The organism is Pseudomonas sp. ES4 (genome assembly GCF_050586665.1).
GTDB classification, from domain to species: domain Bacteria; phylum Pseudomonadota; class Gammaproteobacteria; order Pseudomonadales; family Pseudomonadaceae; genus Aquipseudomonas; species Aquipseudomonas frederiksbergensis.
This window is the reverse complement of sequence record NZ_JBOBDO010000027.1, coordinates 1-17,120: the sequence shown is the minus strand read 5'-3', so window position 1 is coordinate 17,120 and position 17,120 is coordinate 1. Positions and strand designations below refer to the sequence as shown.

The window sequence follows — 17,120 nt, the reverse complement described above, 5'->3', positions numbered from 1 at the left end:
CTCACAGGATTTGGGCAATGCAGCTACGTAATTCTTCTTCGCGCTACGGTTGGATCAGCATTTTCATGCACTGGGGCGTGGCGCTGGCAGTCTTCGGCCTGTTTGCGTTGGGCTTGTGGATGGTCGGTCTCGACTACTACAGCACCTGGCGTAAAGACGCGCCCGAGCTGCACAAGAGCATTGGCCTGGTGTTGTTAGCCGTTATGGTGCTACGAGTGCTGTGGCGCTTTGTCAGTCCGCCACCCCCCGCACTTGCAAGCTATAGCCGCATGACGCGTATTGGCGCCACGTTCGGCCATGCGTTCCTGTATCTCAGTCTGTTTGCCGTGATGATTGCCGGTTACCTGATTTCCACCGCAGACGGTGTCGGGATCCCGGTGTTTGGCCTGTTTGAAGTTCCTGCACTGGTTTCCGGACTACCGGATCAGGCAGACACCGCTGGTGAGATTCATCTGTACCTGGCGTGGGCGCTGGTAATTTTTTCCGGTCTCCATGCGTTGGCAGCACTGAAACACCACTTTATCGATCGTGATGCGACCCTGACGCGAATGCTGGGCCGCAAAGCTTGAAGTTCAACCTCGACTCCAAAGGAATAGAAAGCATGTTGAAAAAAACGCTCGCCGCTCTGGCAATCGGTTCTGCTCTGCTGTCCGCCAACGTAATGGCGGCCGACTACGTCGTCGACAAAGAAGGCCAGCACGCCTTCGTTGACTTCAAGATCAGCCACCTGGGCTACAGCTACATCACCGGTACCTTCAAGGACATCGACGGCAAGTTCAGCTTCGACGCTGCCAAGCCTGAAGCCAGCAAGATCGAGTTCAATGTGAACACCGCTAGCGTGTTCACCAACCATGCCGAGCGCGACAAGCACATCGCCAGCGGTGACTTCCTGAACGTGAGCAAATTTGCTAAAGCGACGTTTGTTTCCACCAGCGTCAAATCCACCGGCAAAAACGCCGATGGCAAAGACACTGCGGACGTGACCGGCGACCTGACCTTGATGGGCGTGACCAAGCCAATCGTGGTCAAGGCCACTTTCCTGGGTGAAGGCAAGGATCCATGGGGCGGCTACCGTGCCGGCTTCGAAGGCACCACCAGCATCAAGCGTTCCGATTTCGGCAAGCAGAAAGATCTGGGCCCACAGTCCGACGCGGTTGAGTTGTATGTAACGTTTGAAGGTGTGAAAGCGAAGTAAGCTGTTTGCGTCATCAAAACGCCGACCTCAGGGTCGGCGTTTTGCTGCCTGGTGTTCAGGAGAGGCTGCTTTGGTAGTCGGCGATTTCATTGCGTAGCCAAGTCAGCAGGCTCGCCAACTGCGCCGAGCGTTGTGTGTGGGTCGGCCAAAGCATGAAATAACGGGATGCGTGCAGCGGTTCAACGTCGGTCAGTTTAACCAGTTGCCCGCACTGGATCATGGCGTGAGCAATCGAGCGACGGGTTAGCGCGATTCCATAACCCAGGCGCGCCGCTTCAAGCATCAAAGTCGAGTCAGTGAACTCTAGTGCCGCGAGTGGACGCATCTGTTCAACGCCAGCGGCAGCAAGCCAGGTCGACCAGCTTTCACTGGCGTGGAGTAAGGGATGTCCCAGAACGGACTCGGCATCGACAGGCAAGCATCCTAGATTGAATCCTGGCGCGGCGACGACCAACAAGGAGTCCTGCATCAACGGCTCACAGTGCACATCTGGCCATTTTCCGTGGCCGAATCGGATCGCCGCATCGATCAGGCCGCCCTCGAAACTTGAAAACTCCATACTGGCTGCCAGCTTGAGGCGCAATCCGGGCTGCGCGTCGATAAACCCTTGCAAGCGTGGCAATAGCCAAAACATTCCAAAGGATGGCAGCACCGAAAGGGTCAGTTGCGGGTGTCGGGTTTTGGACAGGAATCTTTCCGTTACCCCGGCAATTTCACCCAGGGTTTGCCGGATCTGATAGGCGTACACACGCCCCTCTTCTGTCAGCACCACACCGCGGCCATTACGTTCAGTCAGTCTAACGTCCAGGTATTCCTCCAACGAGCGTATCTGGTGGCTGACAGCGCTGTGGGTGACGTGCAGTTCCAATGCCGCGAGGTTGACCTTGCCCAATCGTGCCAAGGCTTCAAAGGCCCGGAGGGCCGCTAGCGGAGGTAGTTTCAATAGGTGAATTCCATTCACTGAACCGGGCAGAAATCGCCGCTATACATGAATTGACGAGGCTACGGATAATCCGTCTCACGCTCAGTGAGCGTTGGTGACTTCATTTCCGCTCGACAAGGATTCGTACATGCTAATCAATGAAATTCAGAGAATGTTGGAGAACTACTTCAGTGTGTTGCAAAACCAGGATTTGAACCGGTTTGACGAGGTTTTCCATCCCGGCTGTGTCCTCTATAGCGCTCAGGACGGGGCGGTAACGGTGCGTCCTTACGCAGAATATCGTGCCATCGTACAAGGACGTCAGTCGCCGCAGGAGCGCGGGTTTGCGAGCCTGGATGAGATTTTGATGATTGACGTCATGTCTCCGGAAATGGCAATGGTCAAGGTGCGTCTGCGACTGTTCGACAATGTCATGGTTGATTATCTGAACGTGATGAAAGTCGATGGCCGCTGGATGATCGTTGCCAAACTCTTTCATAAAGAAGGAAGCGTTGCGTGAGTGCGGCGGTTTGACCAAAAACGATCGTGATGATCGGTACAAATAAAAACGCCCCGAACCAGTCGGGGCGTTTTTGTGAGTGACACTCAGCGATTGCGAGTCAGCAACGCTGGTTTTTCGCCGCGCGGACGGCCTGGCAGTTGATCCAGTTGCTCAGGAGTCGGGAACCGATCGGTTTTCGACTCTTTATGGATGATCTTCGGTGCCGGGCCGCGCGGGTTTTGCACGGCCGGTTCCGAACGCGGCTGGTCGTCGGCGCGAGCCGGGCGACGGTTGCGGGACTCTTCGCGACGGGCCTGGCCGTCACGTGGAGCGCCGTTGCGTGGGCCGCTGCGCTTGGCCGGCGGCGTGCCGGTGGTGGCGCCATCGCTGCTGCGTGGGCCGCTTTGACGACCCTGAGGCTTGCCGCCAGTGCGCGGAGCGCCTGCGCCGGCTGCCGCACCTTGTGCCGGAGCACCCGGACGACGACCGCGGCCCTGAGCCGGTTTGGCCTGAGGAACGTAGTCGACGCGGTTACCGAAGTTATCGATATCGTCGTCCAGGAACTCGTCCGGAGCACGGTCTGCAGCGGCAGCGCGTGGCGCTGGACGCTGTTGCTCGCGAGCTGGAGTGCCTTCGCGTGGCTTGTGTTCACGGGCCGGGCGATCACCACGGCCAGTGGCTGCAGGTTTTTCCTTGCCTCCCTTGTCCTTGCCTTTGTCTTTACGACCACCGCCACCGCCGGTGCCGTTCGGACCGTCGCCGCGCGGGCCACGTGGGTTGCGCGGGTTACGCACATCCGGACGCTCGCGAACTTCAGGCTTCTCGGCTTCTACAGCGCTGGAATCGAAGCCCATCAGGTTGCCGTCGGCAATCTTCTGCTTGGTCATGCGCTCGATGCTTTTGAGCAGCTTTTCTTCGTCCGGAGCGACCAGCGAGATCGCCTCGCCCGAACGACCGGCACGGCCGGTACGACCGATACGGTGCACGTAATCTTCGTCGACGTTCGGCAGTTCGAAGTTGACCACGTGTGGCAACTGGTCGATGTCCAGGCCGCGAGCGGCGATGTCGGTGGCGACCAGGATGCGCACTTCGCCGGCCTTGAAGTCGGCCAGGGCTTTGGTGCGGGCGTTCTGGCTCTTGTTACCGTGGATCGCAACGGCGGTGAGGCCGTGTTTGTCCAGGTACTCGGCCAGGCGGTTGGCGCCGTGCTTGGTGCGGGTGAACACCAGCACCTGTTCCCAGGCGCCAGCGGTGATCAGGTGCGCCAGCAACGAACGCTTGTGGTTGGCTGGCAGACGGAATACCCGCTGTTCGATCCGCTCGACCGTGGTGTTCGGCGGCGTGACTTCGATGCGTTCCGGGTTGTGCAGCAGCTTGCCGGCGAGGTCGGTGATGTCTTTGGAGAAGGTCGCCGAGAACAGCAGGTTCTGGCGTTTGCTCGGCAGGCGAGCCAGGACCTTTTTCACGTCATGGACGAAGCCCATGTCGAGCATGCGGTCGGCTTCGTCCAGCACGAGGATTTCCACGTGGGACAAATCGACACTGCCTTGGCCGGCAAGGTCGAGCAGGCGGCCAGGGCAGGCTACCAGCACGTCGACACCGCGGGACATGGCCTGAACCTGTGGGTTCATGCCGACGCCGCCGAAGATGCAGGCGCTGACGAACTTCAGGTCACGGGCATAAACCTTGAAGCTCTCGTGTACTTGAGCCGCGAGTTCGCGGGTGGGGGTCAGGACCAGTACGCGCGGTTGGCGCGGACCGTGGCGCTGGGATTTGTCCGGGTGACCGTTGGGGAACAACCGCTCCAGAATCGGAAGGGCGAAGCCGCCGGTTTTACCAGTACCTGTCTGAGCCGCGACCATCAGGTCGCGACCTTGCAACACGGCGGGAATAGCCCGCTGTTGCACCGGAGTAGGCTCGGTATAGCCCGCTGCCTCGATGGCGCGGACTAAAGCCTCGGAGAGACCGAGGGAAGCAAAGGACATGAGTAATCCTGTTTTAGTTAGGGCTTGGCCCAATGGGAGTCTTGCCTGGCGCGAATGGCGTTTATGAGGAACGCAATCCCGTCCGGTCCTGCTGGGGCTTGAAAGCTCGTCTGGAGTGCTCGCGCGGGCTGAAAAGCTGCGCTGTAGCGGGGTCTAGATGCCTTGAACAAGTCCGAGCGTCCGGGCGTGAGCCTGGCGGGAAGGCCGGAGTATAACAGAGCAATCACTGCGCGCCGCTTTCCTGCTGCTCAACGGTTTTTTCCCGGGCGGCGGTGGTGCCGGGGGTTTTTACTTCGGCCGCCGGATTGGCGCCATAACGGGCGCTCAATTCAGCGTACGCAGGCTCGCGCTTGAAGCGTTTTAGCTCGGCGCCGAAGCGCTGCACCAACAAGTCCATGCCGGCGTTGCGGCGTACTGCCAGAAACTGGCTCTGGTGGCTGATGACGGTGGGGTTCTCGGTAATCTTGTCGCGGATGCCCAATTGGTCGAGCAAGTGCTGACCCACCCGGCGATCAGTGATCAGCAGGTCGATCCGCCCGCGCACCAGTTTGCCGAAGTTGGCTTCATGGGTCGGCGCCGGTTCGCGAGTGAACAGGGTCGATTCGCTGAAATCCTGGCTGTACAGATAGCCTGGGGACGTGCCGATGGTCAGCCCCTTCAGGTCGGTCAGGTTGCGAAAAGGGTGCGGCCGTTCATTTGCGTAGAACATCACGAACTCCACTTCCGAGAGTGGCTCACCGGGGTAAAGCAGGGTGGCGTCGCGCTCATCGCTGTGGAAGATGTCCAGCGCGCCGTCTGCCTGGCCCGTTTCGAGCATCGACAGGCAGCGTTTCCATGGCAGGAACTGCCATTCCACTTCGATGCCCAGGCGTTTGAAGACGATGGCGGTGGTTTCGTAGTCCAGCCCCAGGGATTTGCCGTTTTCCTCATACACGTACGGCGCCCAGGGTTCGGTGACAATGCGCAGCTTCTCGCCCCGAGCGGCGAAGCTCAGGCAAGTAAAAAGAAACACGGTCAGTAGCTGCGCGATCAAAGGCATGGCTTGAGATTACGACGAGAAACCGGAAAGAGCCAGAAACGGGATCCAGAAGCTCTGACTCTGTGTGTGCTGCACAATAAAAGGGCGTTAAAAGCAAAAGGTCGCAACCTGCGGCAGCTCCTACACGGGTTAAACACGCCCGATGCAGGAGCTGTCGCAGGCTGCGACCTTTTGATCTTGCTGGTAACGACTATTAGCGCGGCAACTTCAGATTGTTCCACACCGCCAGGCTCGGTTCGGCCTGGTTCAGCGTGTAGAAGTGCAGCCCTGGCGCGCCGCCTTGCAGCAGGCGTTCGCACATCTCGGTGATGACTTGCTCACCAAAGCCTTGAATGCTCTGGGTGTCGTCGCCGTAGGCTTCCAGTTGTTTGCGGATCCAGCGCGGGATTTCCGCACCGCAGGCATCGGAGAAGCGCGCCAGCTTGCTGTAGTTGGTGATCGGCATGATCCCCGGAACGATCGGGATGTTCACGCCCTTCGCCCGTACACGCTCGACGAAGTAGAAGTAGCTGTCGGCGTTGAAGAAGTACTGGGTGATCGCACTGTTGGCACCAGCGTTGGCCTTGCGCACGAAGTTGTTCAAGTCGTCTTCGAAATTGCGCGCTTGCGGGTGCATTTCCGGGTAGGCGGCGACTTCGATGTGGAAATGATCGCCGGTTTCTTCACGAATGAATTCAACCAGGTCATTGGCGTGGCGCATTTCGCCACTGGCCATGCCCATGCCGGAAGGCAGGTCGCCGCGCAGGGCAACGATACGGGTGATGCCGGCCGCCTTGTATTGGGTCAGCAGGCCGCGCAAGTCGTCCTTGCTGTCGCCAACGCAGGACAAATGCGGTGCGGCAGGGACTTTGACTTCGCTTTCGAGCTGCAACACGGTGTTGAGGGTGCGATCACGGGTCGAACCGCCAGCGCCATAGGTGCAGGAGAAGAAGTCGGGACTGTAGGTCGCCAGATGACGGGCAGTGGCGATCAGTTTTTCATGCCCAGCGTCGGTCTTCGTAGGGAAGAACTCGAAGCTGTAGCGACGTTCTTGGGACATGGTCATATCCTTGGAAACACGTAAGCCTGGAAGGCTTGCACATCCCAGTGTGGGAGCGGGCTTGCTCGCGAAAGCGGTGGGTCAGTCGACATCAATGTTGAATGTTAAACCGCATTCGCGAGCAAGCCCGCTCCCACAGGGAGAGCAGGCAGCAGAACCAATCAGTAGCGGTATGCGTGCGGCTTGAACGGACCTTCAACGGTCACGCCGATGTAGTCGGCCTGGGTCTTGGTCAGTTGAGTCACGACGCCGCCGAAACCGCGGACCATTTCCAGGGCCACTTCTTCGTCGAGTTTCTTCGGCAGTACTTCAACGGTCAGGCGCTCGGCTTTCTGGGCTGGCGACAGGTCGGCGTACTTCTGGCCGAACAGGAAGATCTGCGCCAGAACCTGGTTGGCGAACGAACCGTCCATGATGCGGCTTGGGTGGCCGGTGGCGTTGCCCAGGTTAACCAGACGGCCTTCGGCCAGCAGGATCAGGTAGTCGTCGTTCTGCGCGTCGAATGCGCCAGGGCCGGTACGGTGGATCTTGTGAACCTGTGGCTTCACTTCTTCCCATGCCCAGTTCTTGCGCATGAAAGCAGTGTCGATTTCGTTGTCGAAGTGGCCGATGTTGCAGACAACAGCGCGCTTCTTCAGGGCTTTGAGCATGTTCGCGTCGCAAACGTTGACGTTACCGGTGGTGGTCACGATCAGGTCGATCTTGCCCAGCAGCGCTTTGTCGATGCTTGCTTCGGTGCCGTTGTTGATACCGTCGATGAACGGCGAAACCAGCTCGTAGCCGTCCATGCAGGCTTGCATGGCGCAGATCGGGTCAACTTCGGAGACTTTAACGATCATGCCTTCCTGACGCAGGGACTGGGCCGAACCCTTGCCCACGTCACCGTAACCGATGACCAGCGCTTGCTTGCCGGACAACAGGTGGTCGGTACCGCGCTTGATCGCATCGTTCAGGCTGTGACGGCAGCCGTACTTGTTGTCGTTCTTGCTCTTGGTCACCGAGTCGTTGACGTTGATGGCCGGGATTTTCAGCTCGCCCTTGGCCAGCATGTCCAGCAGGCGGTGAACGCCGGTGGTGGTTTCTTCGGTAACGCCGTGGACGCGGTCCAGGATTGCCGGGTATTTCTTGTGCAGCAGCTCGGTCAGGTCGCCGCCGTCGTCGAGGATCATGTTGGCATCCCAAGGCGCGCCATCTTTGAGGATGGTTTGCTCCAGGCACCACTCGTACTCTTCTTCGGTCTCGCCTTTCCAGGCGAAAACCGGGATGCCGGCAGCGGCGATAGCGGCAGCGGCCTGGTCTTGAGTCGAGAAAATGTTGCAGGACGACCAGCGCACTTCGGCACCCAGGGCAACCAGGGTTTCGATCAGCACGGCAGTCTGAATGGTCATGTGGATGCAGCCGAGGATCTTCGCGCCTTTGAGCGGCTGCTCACCGGCGTACTTGCGGCGCAGACCCATCAGGGCTGGCATTTCGGATTCGGCGATGATGGTTTCGCGACGGCCCCAGGCAGCCAGGGACATGTCGGCAACTTTGTAATCGTTAAAATCTGCAGGCGTGATAACAGCGCTCATGATGAGCCTCCATTCGTAATGTATGCGAATGGGCGCCGTTGTGCGTTTAGTGTCTGACCGATCACGGTCAAGCAACGCCCCATCCGAGCCTGACAGGTCGAACCTGCTGCAGCGCCCCTCGGACAGGTGGCGGGAAAACGGTAGCAACCGAAGATGACCGTTTTGAAACGGTGGCGATTATAGCCGTGTGAGCGATACTTCCAAAGCGTTTCTGTTGGTCAATGTCTGAACGGTAATCGAGGCCATAGTCGATGCTTGATAGAGCTCTAGGTCGGGCTCTGCCATGATGCCCCCCATCATTCGGCAAGACGCTCAGGAGTGAAGATGAATTTCCACACCCGCAAATGGGTAAAACCCGAAGACCTCAACCCCAACGGCACGCTGTTCGGCGGCAGTCTGTTGCGCTGGCTCGACGAAGAAGCGGCGATCTACGCCATCGTCCAGCTGGGCAATCAGCGTGTGGTCACCAAGTACATTTCCGAGATCAACTTCGTCAGCGCTTCGCGCCAGGGCGACATCATCGAGCTGGGCATTACCGCCACCGAGTTCGGTCGCACCTCCATCACCCTGAAATGCGAAGTGCGTAACAAGATCACCCGCAAAAGCATCCTGACGGTGGACAAGATTGTCTTCGTCAATCTGGGAGAAGACGGCTTGCCCGCGCCACACGGCCAAACCGAGATCAAGTACGTCAAAGACCAGTTCAAGGATGACATCGCCCCGTAGGAGCAAAGCTTGCTCGCGATCTGCTTAGGACAGTGAACAGCTCCGAGCCCTGCGTGTCGTACCTACATCACACGCCACTGGTTCCGGAGCTTTATGGACGCGCAAAAAGACGGCAAGACCCCGAACCTCTCCCCTGAAGAACAGCACGACGTCGACAAGAGCCAGCCCCCACGCGCTGCTGTTCTGCATGAAATCATCCGCACCCAGGGCGATCTCGAACTCGAGCGCAGTGTCGCCGCCTTGTGGTGGTCGGCGTTGGCCGCCGGCCTGACCATGGGCCTGTCGCTGATGGCCATGGGGCTGCTCAATTCCCGTCTGCCGGACGGCGAAGGCTTCAAGGTGATCGCCAGTTTCGGTTACTGCGCAGGCTTTCTCGCGGTGATCCTCGCCCGTCAGCAATTGTTCACCGAGAACACCCTGACGGCGGTGCTTCCGGTCATGACCAAGCCCACACTGAACAATTTCGGTCGATTGCTACGCCTGTGGTCGGTGGTGCTGGTGGGTAACCTCAGCGGCACGTTGCTGGTGGCGTATGTAATGCTGAATCTGCCGATTTTCGACAGCAAGACCGACCTGGCCTTCCTCGATATCGGACGCAAGATCATGGAGAACGACGCCAGCCAGATGTTCGCCAAAGGCATTGTGTCGGGCTGGATGATCGCCACCATGGTCTGGATGATTCCGTCCATGGAGAGCGCGAAGATGTGGATCATCATCCTCATCACCTACCTTATGGCGCTGGGGGACTTCACCCACATCGTGGTCGGGGCCGCCGAGGTTTCGTATCTGGTGTTTGCCGGCGAGTTGCCGTGGAAGGATTTCTGGCTGGTGTTCGCCGGGCCGACGCTGGTGGGGAACATCGTCGGCGGCAGCTTCATTTTCGCGCTGATCAGCCATGCGCAAATTCGCAGCGAGAGTGGCCCGCCGAAGAAGAGTGCGGATCAGGCGTCGGATTCACGCAAGCGCGAAGAGAAGTAAAGACAGGTGCACGGTATCAACTTCATCGCGAGCAGGCTCACTCCTACAGGGGGGCGCGGTTCATGTGGGAGCGAGCCTGCTCGCGAAAGCAATGTCATGGGCGATGCAGTTAATCAGCCGGGCACATTGACCACAGCAGAACCGCGACGTTGCAGGTAGATGTAGAAAAGCGCCGTCAGCACCGTCAAGCCACTGACCAGCGCGCCGGTCCAGGGCAAGTCCGCCAGATCCGCACCGCTGGCAACCACCAACCCGCCAATCCACGCACCGGCCGCGTTACCGAGGTTGAACGCGCTCTGGTTCAACGTCGAGCCCAGATTCGGCGCTTCATGGGCCTGATCGATGATCAGCAGTTGCAAGATCGGGCACAGGGCAAAGGCGAAGATGCCCCACAACACCAGGGTGATTGCGGCTGGAATCATTGAGTGGCTGGTCTGTGTAAACGCGGCCAGCACGACCAGCACGGCCAGCGCCATGCCTACCAGCGACGGCAGCAATCGACTGTCAGCCAGACGGCCGCCGAGCATGCTGCCCGCGGTCAACCCGACCCCGAATAACAGCAGCATGATGGTCACGCCATGGGGGCTGACGCCGGTGATGTCTTGCAGGATGGGGGCGATGTAAGTGAAGACGCTGAACAGGCTGGTCGACGCCAGCACGCTCATGCCCAGCGCCAGTAACACGTTGACCTTGCCCAGTACTTTGAACTCGCTGGCGAGGTTGGCCTTGTCCATCGCGATGTCCTTCGGCAACCAGACCCATTGTGCGATAGCCGCGATCACACCGATCACCGACACCGCCCAGAACGTCGAGCGCCAGCCGGCGTATTGCCCGAGCGCAGTGCCCAACGGCACGCCCAGCACGTTGGCCAGGGTCAGGCCGGTGAACATCATCGCAATCGCCTGGGCGCGCTTGTTCGGTGCCACCAAGCCGGCGGCAACCACCGAACCGATGCCGAAGAACGCGCCGTGGCAAAGCGCGGTGACCACGCGTGCGGCCATCAGCGTTGCGTAGTTCGGCGCCAGGGCGCAGAGAATGTTGCCGAGGATGAACATCAGGGTCATGCCCAGCAGCGTGGCTTTGCGCGGCATGTTGGCGGTGCCGACCGCGAGGATCGGCGCACCGAACACCACGCCGAGGGCGTAGCCGGTGATCAACAATCCGGCATCAGGAATGCTCACGGCGAGGTCGCGGGCGACATCGGGCAACAAACCCATGATGACGAATTCAGTGGTGCCGATGCCGAACGCGGCAACAGCGAGGGCAAGCAAGGCGAGTGGCATGCGCAAGGTCTCTGTCGGTAGTCTTGACGCTCTGATCAGGCATACGCATGCCGACGCCCGTTCTCGACGAGAGCGGGCGGTGGCAGAAATTATTGGAATTAGTCTGTGCGCAACTGAGTGCGGCGTGGTCGCTTGCAGTATAAACAGCTGCTGACATATGGCGAATCAATTATCTCCCCCGCTTCCTGTAGGAGCACGGCTTGCCAGCGATGGCCTTCTTGAGACCGCTATCGCGGGCAAGCCTTGTTCCTACAGAGCCGGGGCGGTCAACAAAAAGGAGTGTGCCGTGCTTGCAACAGCACTGGTGTTGGTCGCGGCGCTGTTGCACGCGGCGTGGAATACCCTGATCAAATTCAGCGCGGAACGGTTGTTGGTGGTGGCTTGCATGGACAGTGTGGCAATGCTGTTTGTCGCGCTGATGCTGCCGTTCGTGGCGTTGCCACCCCTGGACATCTGGCCGTGGATTCTGGCGTCGGCGGCGTTTGAATTGCTCTATCGCTATTTGCTGATCCAGGCCTATCGGGTGGGCGATCTGGGGTTGGTCTACCCGCTGATGCGTGGATTGTCGCCGTTGGTGGTGCTGGCACTGACACTGATTTTTGCTGGAGAAGTGCTGACGAACCAGCAGATCTTCGGGATTCTGCTGATCCCGTTCGGCATGCTTTGCCTGCTCTGGCAGGGCGGCGGCGGAGTGCGATTGCCATGGTCGATGCTGCCGGTGGTGGCGTTGATCGGCCTGTGCATCGGCTGCTACACCTACATCGATGGCCAGGCGTTGCGGCGCTGGTCGCATCCGCTGGATTATCTGGTGTGGGTCACGTTGCTCAGTGCTTGGCCGTTCCCGTTGCTGGCGCTGGTGCGTAAACGACCGGCCTTCATGTTGTTCTGGCGTGAACAGTGGCGACTGGGCCTGGCGGTCGGGTTTTGCGTGTTGTTCAGCTACGCTCTGGTGCTGTGGGCCATGCAGTTGGGCTCGATTGCCGAAGCGGCGGCGTTGCGCGAGATCAGCGTGATCCTGGTGGTGCTGTTTGGCATGCGCTACCTCAAAGAACCTTTTGGCAGGCCACGGCTCTTAGCCTGTGGGCTGGTATTGATCGGCATGCTGGTGATGAAGATTTGACTGGAGCTCGACTCTTGAAACTTGAAGAAGGGATTGCGTTATGACGGTTGCTCTGTGGTGCATTTTGATCGCGATTATCCTGCCCTATATCTGCACGGGCATCGCCAGGGCGAGTGGCGGGTTCAGGCCCAAAGACAACCATGACCCCCGTGACTTTCTCGAGTCACTCAATGGTTTTGGCCGCCGCGCCTATGCGGCGCACCTGAACAGTCTGGAAGTGATTCCCGCGTTCGCGGCGGCAGTCATCGTTGCGCACCTGGCCGGCAATGCCGAACTGGTGACGATCAATGTGTTGGCGGTGTTGTTCATCACCAGTCGGCTGCTGTACATCATTTGCTACCTGGCGGACTGGGCGATGTTGCGGTCGCTGGTGTGGTTGGTGGGGATTGGGTTGATCGTCAGTTTCTTTGTGGTTTCTGTCTGAAAATTCGTGGGTGTTTGTGAGGGCCTCATCGCCAGCAGGCTCGCTCCCACATTGAATCTCGGTCGTACACGTATGTTGTGTTCACTGGAGATCCAAATGTGGGAGCGAGCCTGCTCGCGATTGCTATCTATCAGTCGCAGCGGATCTCAGGGTTTGGCTTTGGCCGCATCAGCCACCTGTGGCACTTGCGGCAACGCTGCGCCTTTAGGCCAGAGCATCCAGATCTGCCCCTGCTGTTTCATGTCGCCGGCCAATTGCCCGGCCGCCTCGCCCGTGCCCCAGAACAGGTCTGCACGGACTTCGCCGGCAATTGCGCCGCCCGTGTCCTGAGCGGCAACCGGGCGAACCAGTGCGGTACCGTCCGGTTTAGTCGTCGATAGCCACAACAGACTGCCCAGCGGAATCACTTTGCGATCCACCGCCGCGCTGTAGCCGGCGGTCAGCGGTACGTTCAACGAGCCGCGAGGTCCTTCGTTGCTGTCCGGATTGCGGGTGAAGAATACGTAGCTGGGGTTGCTGCCCAGCAGTTGCGGAATGCGCGTCGGATTGGCTTTGGCCCAATCGCTGATGGCGCCCATGGTCACTTCTTCTTTTTTCAGCTCGCCCTGGTCTACCAACCAGCGGCCGATCGGTCGATATGGGTGGCCGTTCTGGTCGGCGTATGCAATGCGCAATTGGCGGCCATCATCGAGCTGGATACGACCCGAGCCCTGGATTTGCAGGAATTGCAGGTTCATCGGATCGGTCAGCCAGGCAACGACCGGTGCCTTGACCCCTTTGGTTTCAATCGTGGCCGCATCGTCGTAAGGCTTGAGCACGCGACCTTCGAGTCGTCCGCGCAGGCGCTTGCCTTTGAGTTCCGGATAAATGCTGTCCAGAGAGACGATGATCATGTCCTCGGGCACGCCATACACCGGGATGTTGGCCACTTCGGTCTGGGTCAGGCTGCCGGGGTAGACCGGTTCGTAATAACCGGTGATTAAGCCGTTGGGATTGTCATTGGCGGCGCGCAGGCCGTAGACGTCGAGGTTCTGCTTGAGGAAGCCACGAATGTCATTGGCGGTTTGCGGTACGTTGGCGGCAGCCGCACACGTTGAGCCCCACACCGGGTCGGCCTTGAGTCGGGTGCAGGCGCTGCGCCACGAACCGAAGCCGGCAACCAGGTCGATGTCGGACACCGTCGGAAGTGCTTCCCACGTGGCGCTGGAGTAAGTCGCCAGGGCGTGGGTTTTCGGTGTGTTGTTGTCGCCACCGGTGCAGCCCGCAAGCACGGCCACCATCGGAAGGGTCCAGGCGAGGTTGTGACGCCATGCCTTGAAACGGCTGTTCATGGAGTAATTCCTTTGTCGGTTGCCTGAGTGCTCCATGCGCTCAAACAACCCGTATTGATAATAGGGCTATTGGTCTTTGCCGATGACGCGAGGATACTGGCCGCCGTTCCCGTGACCTGAAACCACCATGACTCTTAAAAGACTTTCTGTTGTATTGCTGGCCTGCCTGACGTTGTCCGCCTGTGGTGGGGTCGACCCCAACTCGCCGCTGGGTCAGCGTAAGGCAATCTTCAAGCAGATGCTCAAGACCGGCGAAGACCTGGGCGGCATGTTGCGTGGTCGCATCCCGTTTGACGGTCCGAAATTCGCTGACGGTGCCGTGAAGCTTGATGCATTGTCCCGTGAACCCTGGAAACATTTTCCGCAGCTGCGCGAAGAAGATCACACCAGCGCCAAGAGCGATGTCTGGCAGAAACAGGAACAGTTCCAGGACATGGCCCGCACCCTTGAAGCCGCCACCGGTGAATTGGTGGTTGTCAGCAAGGTTCAGCCCTACAAGGCCAGTAACCTTGGGCCAGCGGTGCAGAGGGTCGAAGATGCGTGCAGTGCTTGCCATAAAGAATTTCGGGATCATTGATTCCTGAGCTCATCGATCGTTCCCACGCTCTGCGTGGGAATGCCTCTAGGGACGCTCCGCGTCCAGTGACGCGGAGCGTCACGGGCTGCATTCCCACGCAGAGCGTGGGAACGATCAGTGCTGAACTGATCCTTACTTATCCAGCTCATCGAGTGCTTCCTGCAATTCCTTGCGGGACTCGGCGAGTTTGTCTTTGCGCTTGTTGATCTTCTCGGCGTCGCCTTTCTTCATGGCCTTGTCCAGGTCAGCCTGACGCTGGCTGACTTCGTGCTTGGCGTCGAGCACCTTGTTCTCCCGTTCTTTCTTCAGGGAAGCATCGGTGCAATGAGCAGTGACTTCGCTCAAGGCTGTTTCAAGGCCTGCCTGCTGGTCGGCGTTACCGTGAGACTTGGCCAGTTCGATCTGATTGATGATGCCCTGCTTCTTTGCGGCGCAGCCGGTCAGGCCCGGAGCTTCTTCGGCGGCCATCAGCGGAGTGGCCAGCACGCTGCAAAGGGTCAACAGGGCGAGCGGTGAAAGAAATTTCATAAAAGCTCCGTGTGAAAAAGCGATCGGGTCGATATGGCGATGGGGTGTTTGAGCCCGGCGGTACCATTGGGTTCCCGGGGGCGGGCATCGCCGGCGGCTAAAATCCGTCAATCCCCGCAACCCGTAATGTTTCTCTCAAGGCCAGGACCTGCGGGTCGCGGAAAAATGCACTCAATTGCGCCGCGCGTCCTGGGCCGATGCCGGGTTCTGCCTGCCATTGTTCGATATCTCTTTGTGCCAGTTCCGGCCATGAATCGGCAAGCTGTGCCTGGCCGGTCGGCGGTAAACCCAGGGCCTTGAGCCAGCGCGGAAAAGGACGTTGTCGGGCGCTGTTGAAACTGTTCAAAAGGCGAGCGCTGCTGCGTTCGCCGAAGCCGGCAATGTTAGCAAGCTCTTGAGCATCGAGGGTCAACCAATCCAGCAGGCCATTCAGACGGCCTGTTTCGAAAAGTTTCTCCCAGGTGCCAGGGCCGACATGCGACAACGCGAGGCCCTGCTTGCCACTGAGCCAGGTCAGTCGGGCGAGGAATTGGCTTTCGCACCCTGGCGTCGGCTGCCAGCAGCTCAAATGATGAAAGTCCTCCGCCAGCGGAACGCTCAATTCAGCGCGTTCGGTACTGCGCAGCATGACGCTGTCTAACCTTGGAATGGTCAGGCCCGCCAAGCTGATGGCAACCTGGTCTCCGGGCCGGATATCCAGTGCTTCCCAGCGTTGCAGTGAGCTCACACTGACTCGCTTGATCTGCCGGTCGTCGAGCATGACCGGTGTCAGCTCCAGTACCGGGGTGATTCGTCCGGTTCGCCCTATCTTGAAGTGGACCTTGCGCACCTCGGCCAAGGCTTGGGCAAAAGGGTATTTCCAGGCGACGCTCCAATAAGGCGGTTTAGCCTGCCAGCGCTCGGCGGCTGGACGCTGATCCTGGCGTAGGACGATGCCATCACTGGTGAAGGGCAGGGGCGAGCGATACCAGTGATCGCGCCAACGTTCAGCGTCGGCAAATTCCTTGATCGAGTGGCTGTAAGGGGCGGTGCTCGGAAAGCCCAGCTCATCCAGGGCTGCGATGCGCGCGGGCAAACTGGCCGGGCCTTGGGGCCAGTCCCAGACAAACAGGCCGATCCCCGCGGCTTGCTCCATGCTCAAGTTTTTGCGGGCCATCAAGCCGGCCACTGTGGCGCGGGCGTTGAGGCTTCCGGCGCGGGCCTGTACGTGATCGGTCAGGCGCCAATAGAGTTCGCCTTGCAGCAGCAGGTCCAGTGGCTGCTGCAGTTGTTGGGGGATGGCGGCGATCTGGCGCGCCGAAGCTGTCCAGTCCTGGCCATTTACGCCGTCACCGCGGCTGATGGCTTGAGTCAGCAGGCCTTTGCGGTAGATCAGCGTCACCGCCACGCCGTCGATCTTGGGCTGAATCCAGACATCGCTCCGTCCTTTTAGCCAGGCTTCGACGGCGCGACCATCGTGGAGTTTTTCCAGGCCAGTGTGGGCGATGGGATGAGGCATCGTGCCGCCCGCGGTGCGTAGCGGTTCTGCGGGTTGGCCCAGGTCGAAACAGGTGCGCCATTCGGTCAGCCGAGCACGGGACTGATCGTAGAGTTCGTCGGCGACCAATGAACGGCCGCGCCGGTGATAGCTGTCGTCCCAGAGGTCGATTTGTTTCTGCAGTGACGTGATTTCGTCCAGGGCGCGTGCGGGTGGCCAGTCGGGGCACTCGATAGCGTTTGCGCTCAGGCAAGGAAAGGTCAGGAGAAAACAGAAAAACAGGCGCCGAAGCATCGTGAGCGTCCTTGCTCGGGGAGAATGCTTTCAAGGTTAGTCAGCTTTCGGGCGTCGTTAGCGAGGATGTTTTTCGGTGTGTTTCGATAGACAGGAAGATCAAGAGGTCGCAGCCTCGTTTCACTCGAC

General features: G+C 59.5%; 17 protein-coding genes and 1 riboswitch. Of the genes, 8 read left to right on the top strand and 9 right to left on the bottom strand.

What is annotated here, in order from left to right:
* The first annotated feature begins 17 nt into the window (after window positions 1-17).
* Complete coding sequence (locus ACQ4OB_RS23755) at window positions 18-569, top strand: cytochrome b (RefSeq protein WP_430956560.1); 552 nt, start codon at window positions 18-20, stop codon at window positions 567-569.
* Between the two features lie 32 nt (window positions 570-601).
* Window positions 602-1,195 (top strand): YceI family protein, encoded by a 594-nt coding sequence (locus tag ACQ4OB_RS23750; protein ID WP_430956559.1) that lies wholly within the window; start codon window positions 602-604, stop codon window positions 1,193-1,195.
* Window positions 1,196-1,250: 55 nt separating this feature from the next.
* Here ACQ4OB_RS23750 and ACQ4OB_RS23745 read toward each other — a convergent pair whose 3' ends face one another.
* On the bottom strand, window positions 1,251-2,138 hold the full coding sequence (locus tag ACQ4OB_RS23745; protein ID WP_074871598.1) for a LysR substrate-binding domain-containing protein: 888 nt from the start codon (window positions 2,136-2,138) through the stop codon (window positions 1,251-1,253).
* 127 nt (window positions 2,139-2,265) lie between these two features.
* Here ACQ4OB_RS23745 and ACQ4OB_RS23740 point away from each other — a divergent pair, with 127 nt between their 5' ends.
* Complete coding sequence (locus ACQ4OB_RS23740) at window positions 2,266-2,637, top strand: nuclear transport factor 2 family protein (protein WP_074871597.1); 372 nt, start codon at window positions 2,266-2,268, stop codon at window positions 2,635-2,637.
* 86 nt (window positions 2,638-2,723) lie between these two features.
* Here the strand turns inward: ACQ4OB_RS23740 and ACQ4OB_RS23735 are convergent, their stop codons facing one another.
* The 4 genes from ACQ4OB_RS23735 to ahcY form a co-directional block, all read right to left on the bottom strand.
* Window positions 2,724-4,604 (bottom strand): DEAD/DEAH box helicase, encoded by a 1,881-nt coding sequence (locus ACQ4OB_RS23735; RefSeq protein WP_074871595.1) that lies wholly within the window; start codon window positions 4,602-4,604, stop codon window positions 2,724-2,726.
* Window positions 4,605-4,827: 223 nt separating this feature from the next.
* Entirely contained in the window at window positions 4,828-5,643 is an 816-nt protein-coding gene (locus tag ACQ4OB_RS23730) for a substrate-binding periplasmic protein (protein WP_074871594.1), read from the bottom strand.
* A 193-nt stretch (window positions 5,644-5,836) separates the two neighbouring features.
* Window positions 5,837-6,682 carry a methylenetetrahydrofolate reductase [NAD(P)H] gene (gene metF / locus ACQ4OB_RS23725; protein WP_074871592.1) on the bottom strand — a complete coding sequence of 282 codons (846 nt, stop codon included), beginning with the start codon at window positions 6,680-6,682 and terminating at the stop codon, window positions 5,837-5,839.
* 161 nt (window positions 6,683-6,843) lie between these two features.
* Entirely contained in the window at window positions 6,844-8,253 is a 1,410-nt protein-coding gene (gene ahcY, locus ACQ4OB_RS23720; RefSeq protein WP_046045260.1) for an adenosylhomocysteinase, read from the bottom strand.
* A gap of 23 nt (window positions 8,254-8,276) precedes the next feature.
* Window positions 8,277-8,379: riboswitch (S-adenosyl-L-homocysteine riboswitch) on the bottom strand.
* A 198-nt stretch (window positions 8,380-8,577) separates the two neighbouring features.
* Here ahcY and ACQ4OB_RS23715 point away from each other — a divergent pair.
* Together ACQ4OB_RS23715 and ACQ4OB_RS23710 are read left to right on the top strand one after the other, a co-directional pair.
* Window positions 8,578-8,979: an acyl-CoA thioesterase gene (locus ACQ4OB_RS23715; protein WP_074871591.1), complete on the top strand. Its 402-nt coding sequence runs from the start codon at window positions 8,578-8,580 to the stop codon at window positions 8,977-8,979.
* Window positions 8,980-9,072: 93 nt separating this feature from the next.
* On the top strand, window positions 9,073-9,957 hold the full coding sequence (locus ACQ4OB_RS23710; RefSeq protein WP_074871589.1) for a formate/nitrite transporter family protein: 885 nt from the start codon (window positions 9,073-9,075) through the stop codon (window positions 9,955-9,957).
* 113 nt (window positions 9,958-10,070) lie between these two features.
* On the opposite strand, the gene ACQ4OB_RS23705 is transcribed toward ACQ4OB_RS23710, so the two are convergent.
* On the bottom strand, window positions 10,071-11,240 hold the full coding sequence (locus ACQ4OB_RS23705) for an MFS transporter (protein WP_074871588.1): 1,170 nt from the start codon (window positions 11,238-11,240) through the stop codon (window positions 10,071-10,073).
* 286 nt (window positions 11,241-11,526) lie between these two features.
* Here ACQ4OB_RS23705 and ACQ4OB_RS23700 point away from each other — a divergent pair, with 286 nt between their 5' ends.
* Both ACQ4OB_RS23700 and ACQ4OB_RS23695 read left to right on the top strand, forming a co-directional pair.
* The gene (locus tag ACQ4OB_RS23700) at window positions 11,527-12,360 is read left to right on the top strand and encodes an EamA family transporter (protein WP_074871586.1); all 834 of its coding nucleotides are present in this window, start codon (window positions 11,527-11,529) and stop codon (window positions 12,358-12,360) included.
* Between the two features lie 40 nt (window positions 12,361-12,400).
* Window positions 12,401-12,784, top strand: a complete 384-nt coding sequence (locus ACQ4OB_RS23695; protein ID WP_074871585.1) for an MAPEG family protein — start codon at window positions 12,401-12,403, stop codon at window positions 12,782-12,784.
* Window positions 12,785-12,930: 146 nt separating this feature from the next.
* Here the strand turns inward: ACQ4OB_RS23695 and mltA are convergent, their stop codons facing one another.
* On the bottom strand, window positions 12,931-14,115 hold the full coding sequence (gene mltA, locus ACQ4OB_RS23690) for a murein transglycosylase A (RefSeq protein WP_074871583.1): 1,185 nt from the start codon (window positions 14,113-14,115) through the stop codon (window positions 12,931-12,933).
* Between the two features lie 127 nt (window positions 14,116-14,242).
* Between mltA and ACQ4OB_RS23685 the strand changes: the two genes are divergently transcribed.
* Window positions 14,243-14,692: a c-type cytochrome gene (locus ACQ4OB_RS23685; protein ID WP_102616714.1), complete on the top strand. Its 450-nt coding sequence runs from the start codon at window positions 14,243-14,245 to the stop codon at window positions 14,690-14,692.
* 132 nt (window positions 14,693-14,824) lie between these two features.
* Here ACQ4OB_RS23685 and ACQ4OB_RS23680 read toward each other — a convergent pair whose 3' ends face one another.
* Together ACQ4OB_RS23680 and ligB are read right to left on the bottom strand one after the other, a co-directional pair.
* Window positions 14,825-15,220, bottom strand: coding sequence for a DUF1090 domain-containing protein (locus ACQ4OB_RS23680; protein ID WP_074871580.1), 396 nt, complete (start codon window positions 15,218-15,220; stop codon window positions 14,825-14,827).
* A 97-nt stretch (window positions 15,221-15,317) separates the two neighbouring features.
* Window positions 15,318-16,991, bottom strand: coding sequence for an NAD-dependent DNA ligase LigB (ligB, locus tag ACQ4OB_RS23675; RefSeq protein WP_430956557.1), 1,674 nt, complete (start codon window positions 16,989-16,991; stop codon window positions 15,318-15,320).
* Window positions 16,992-17,120: the final 129 nt, after the last annotated feature.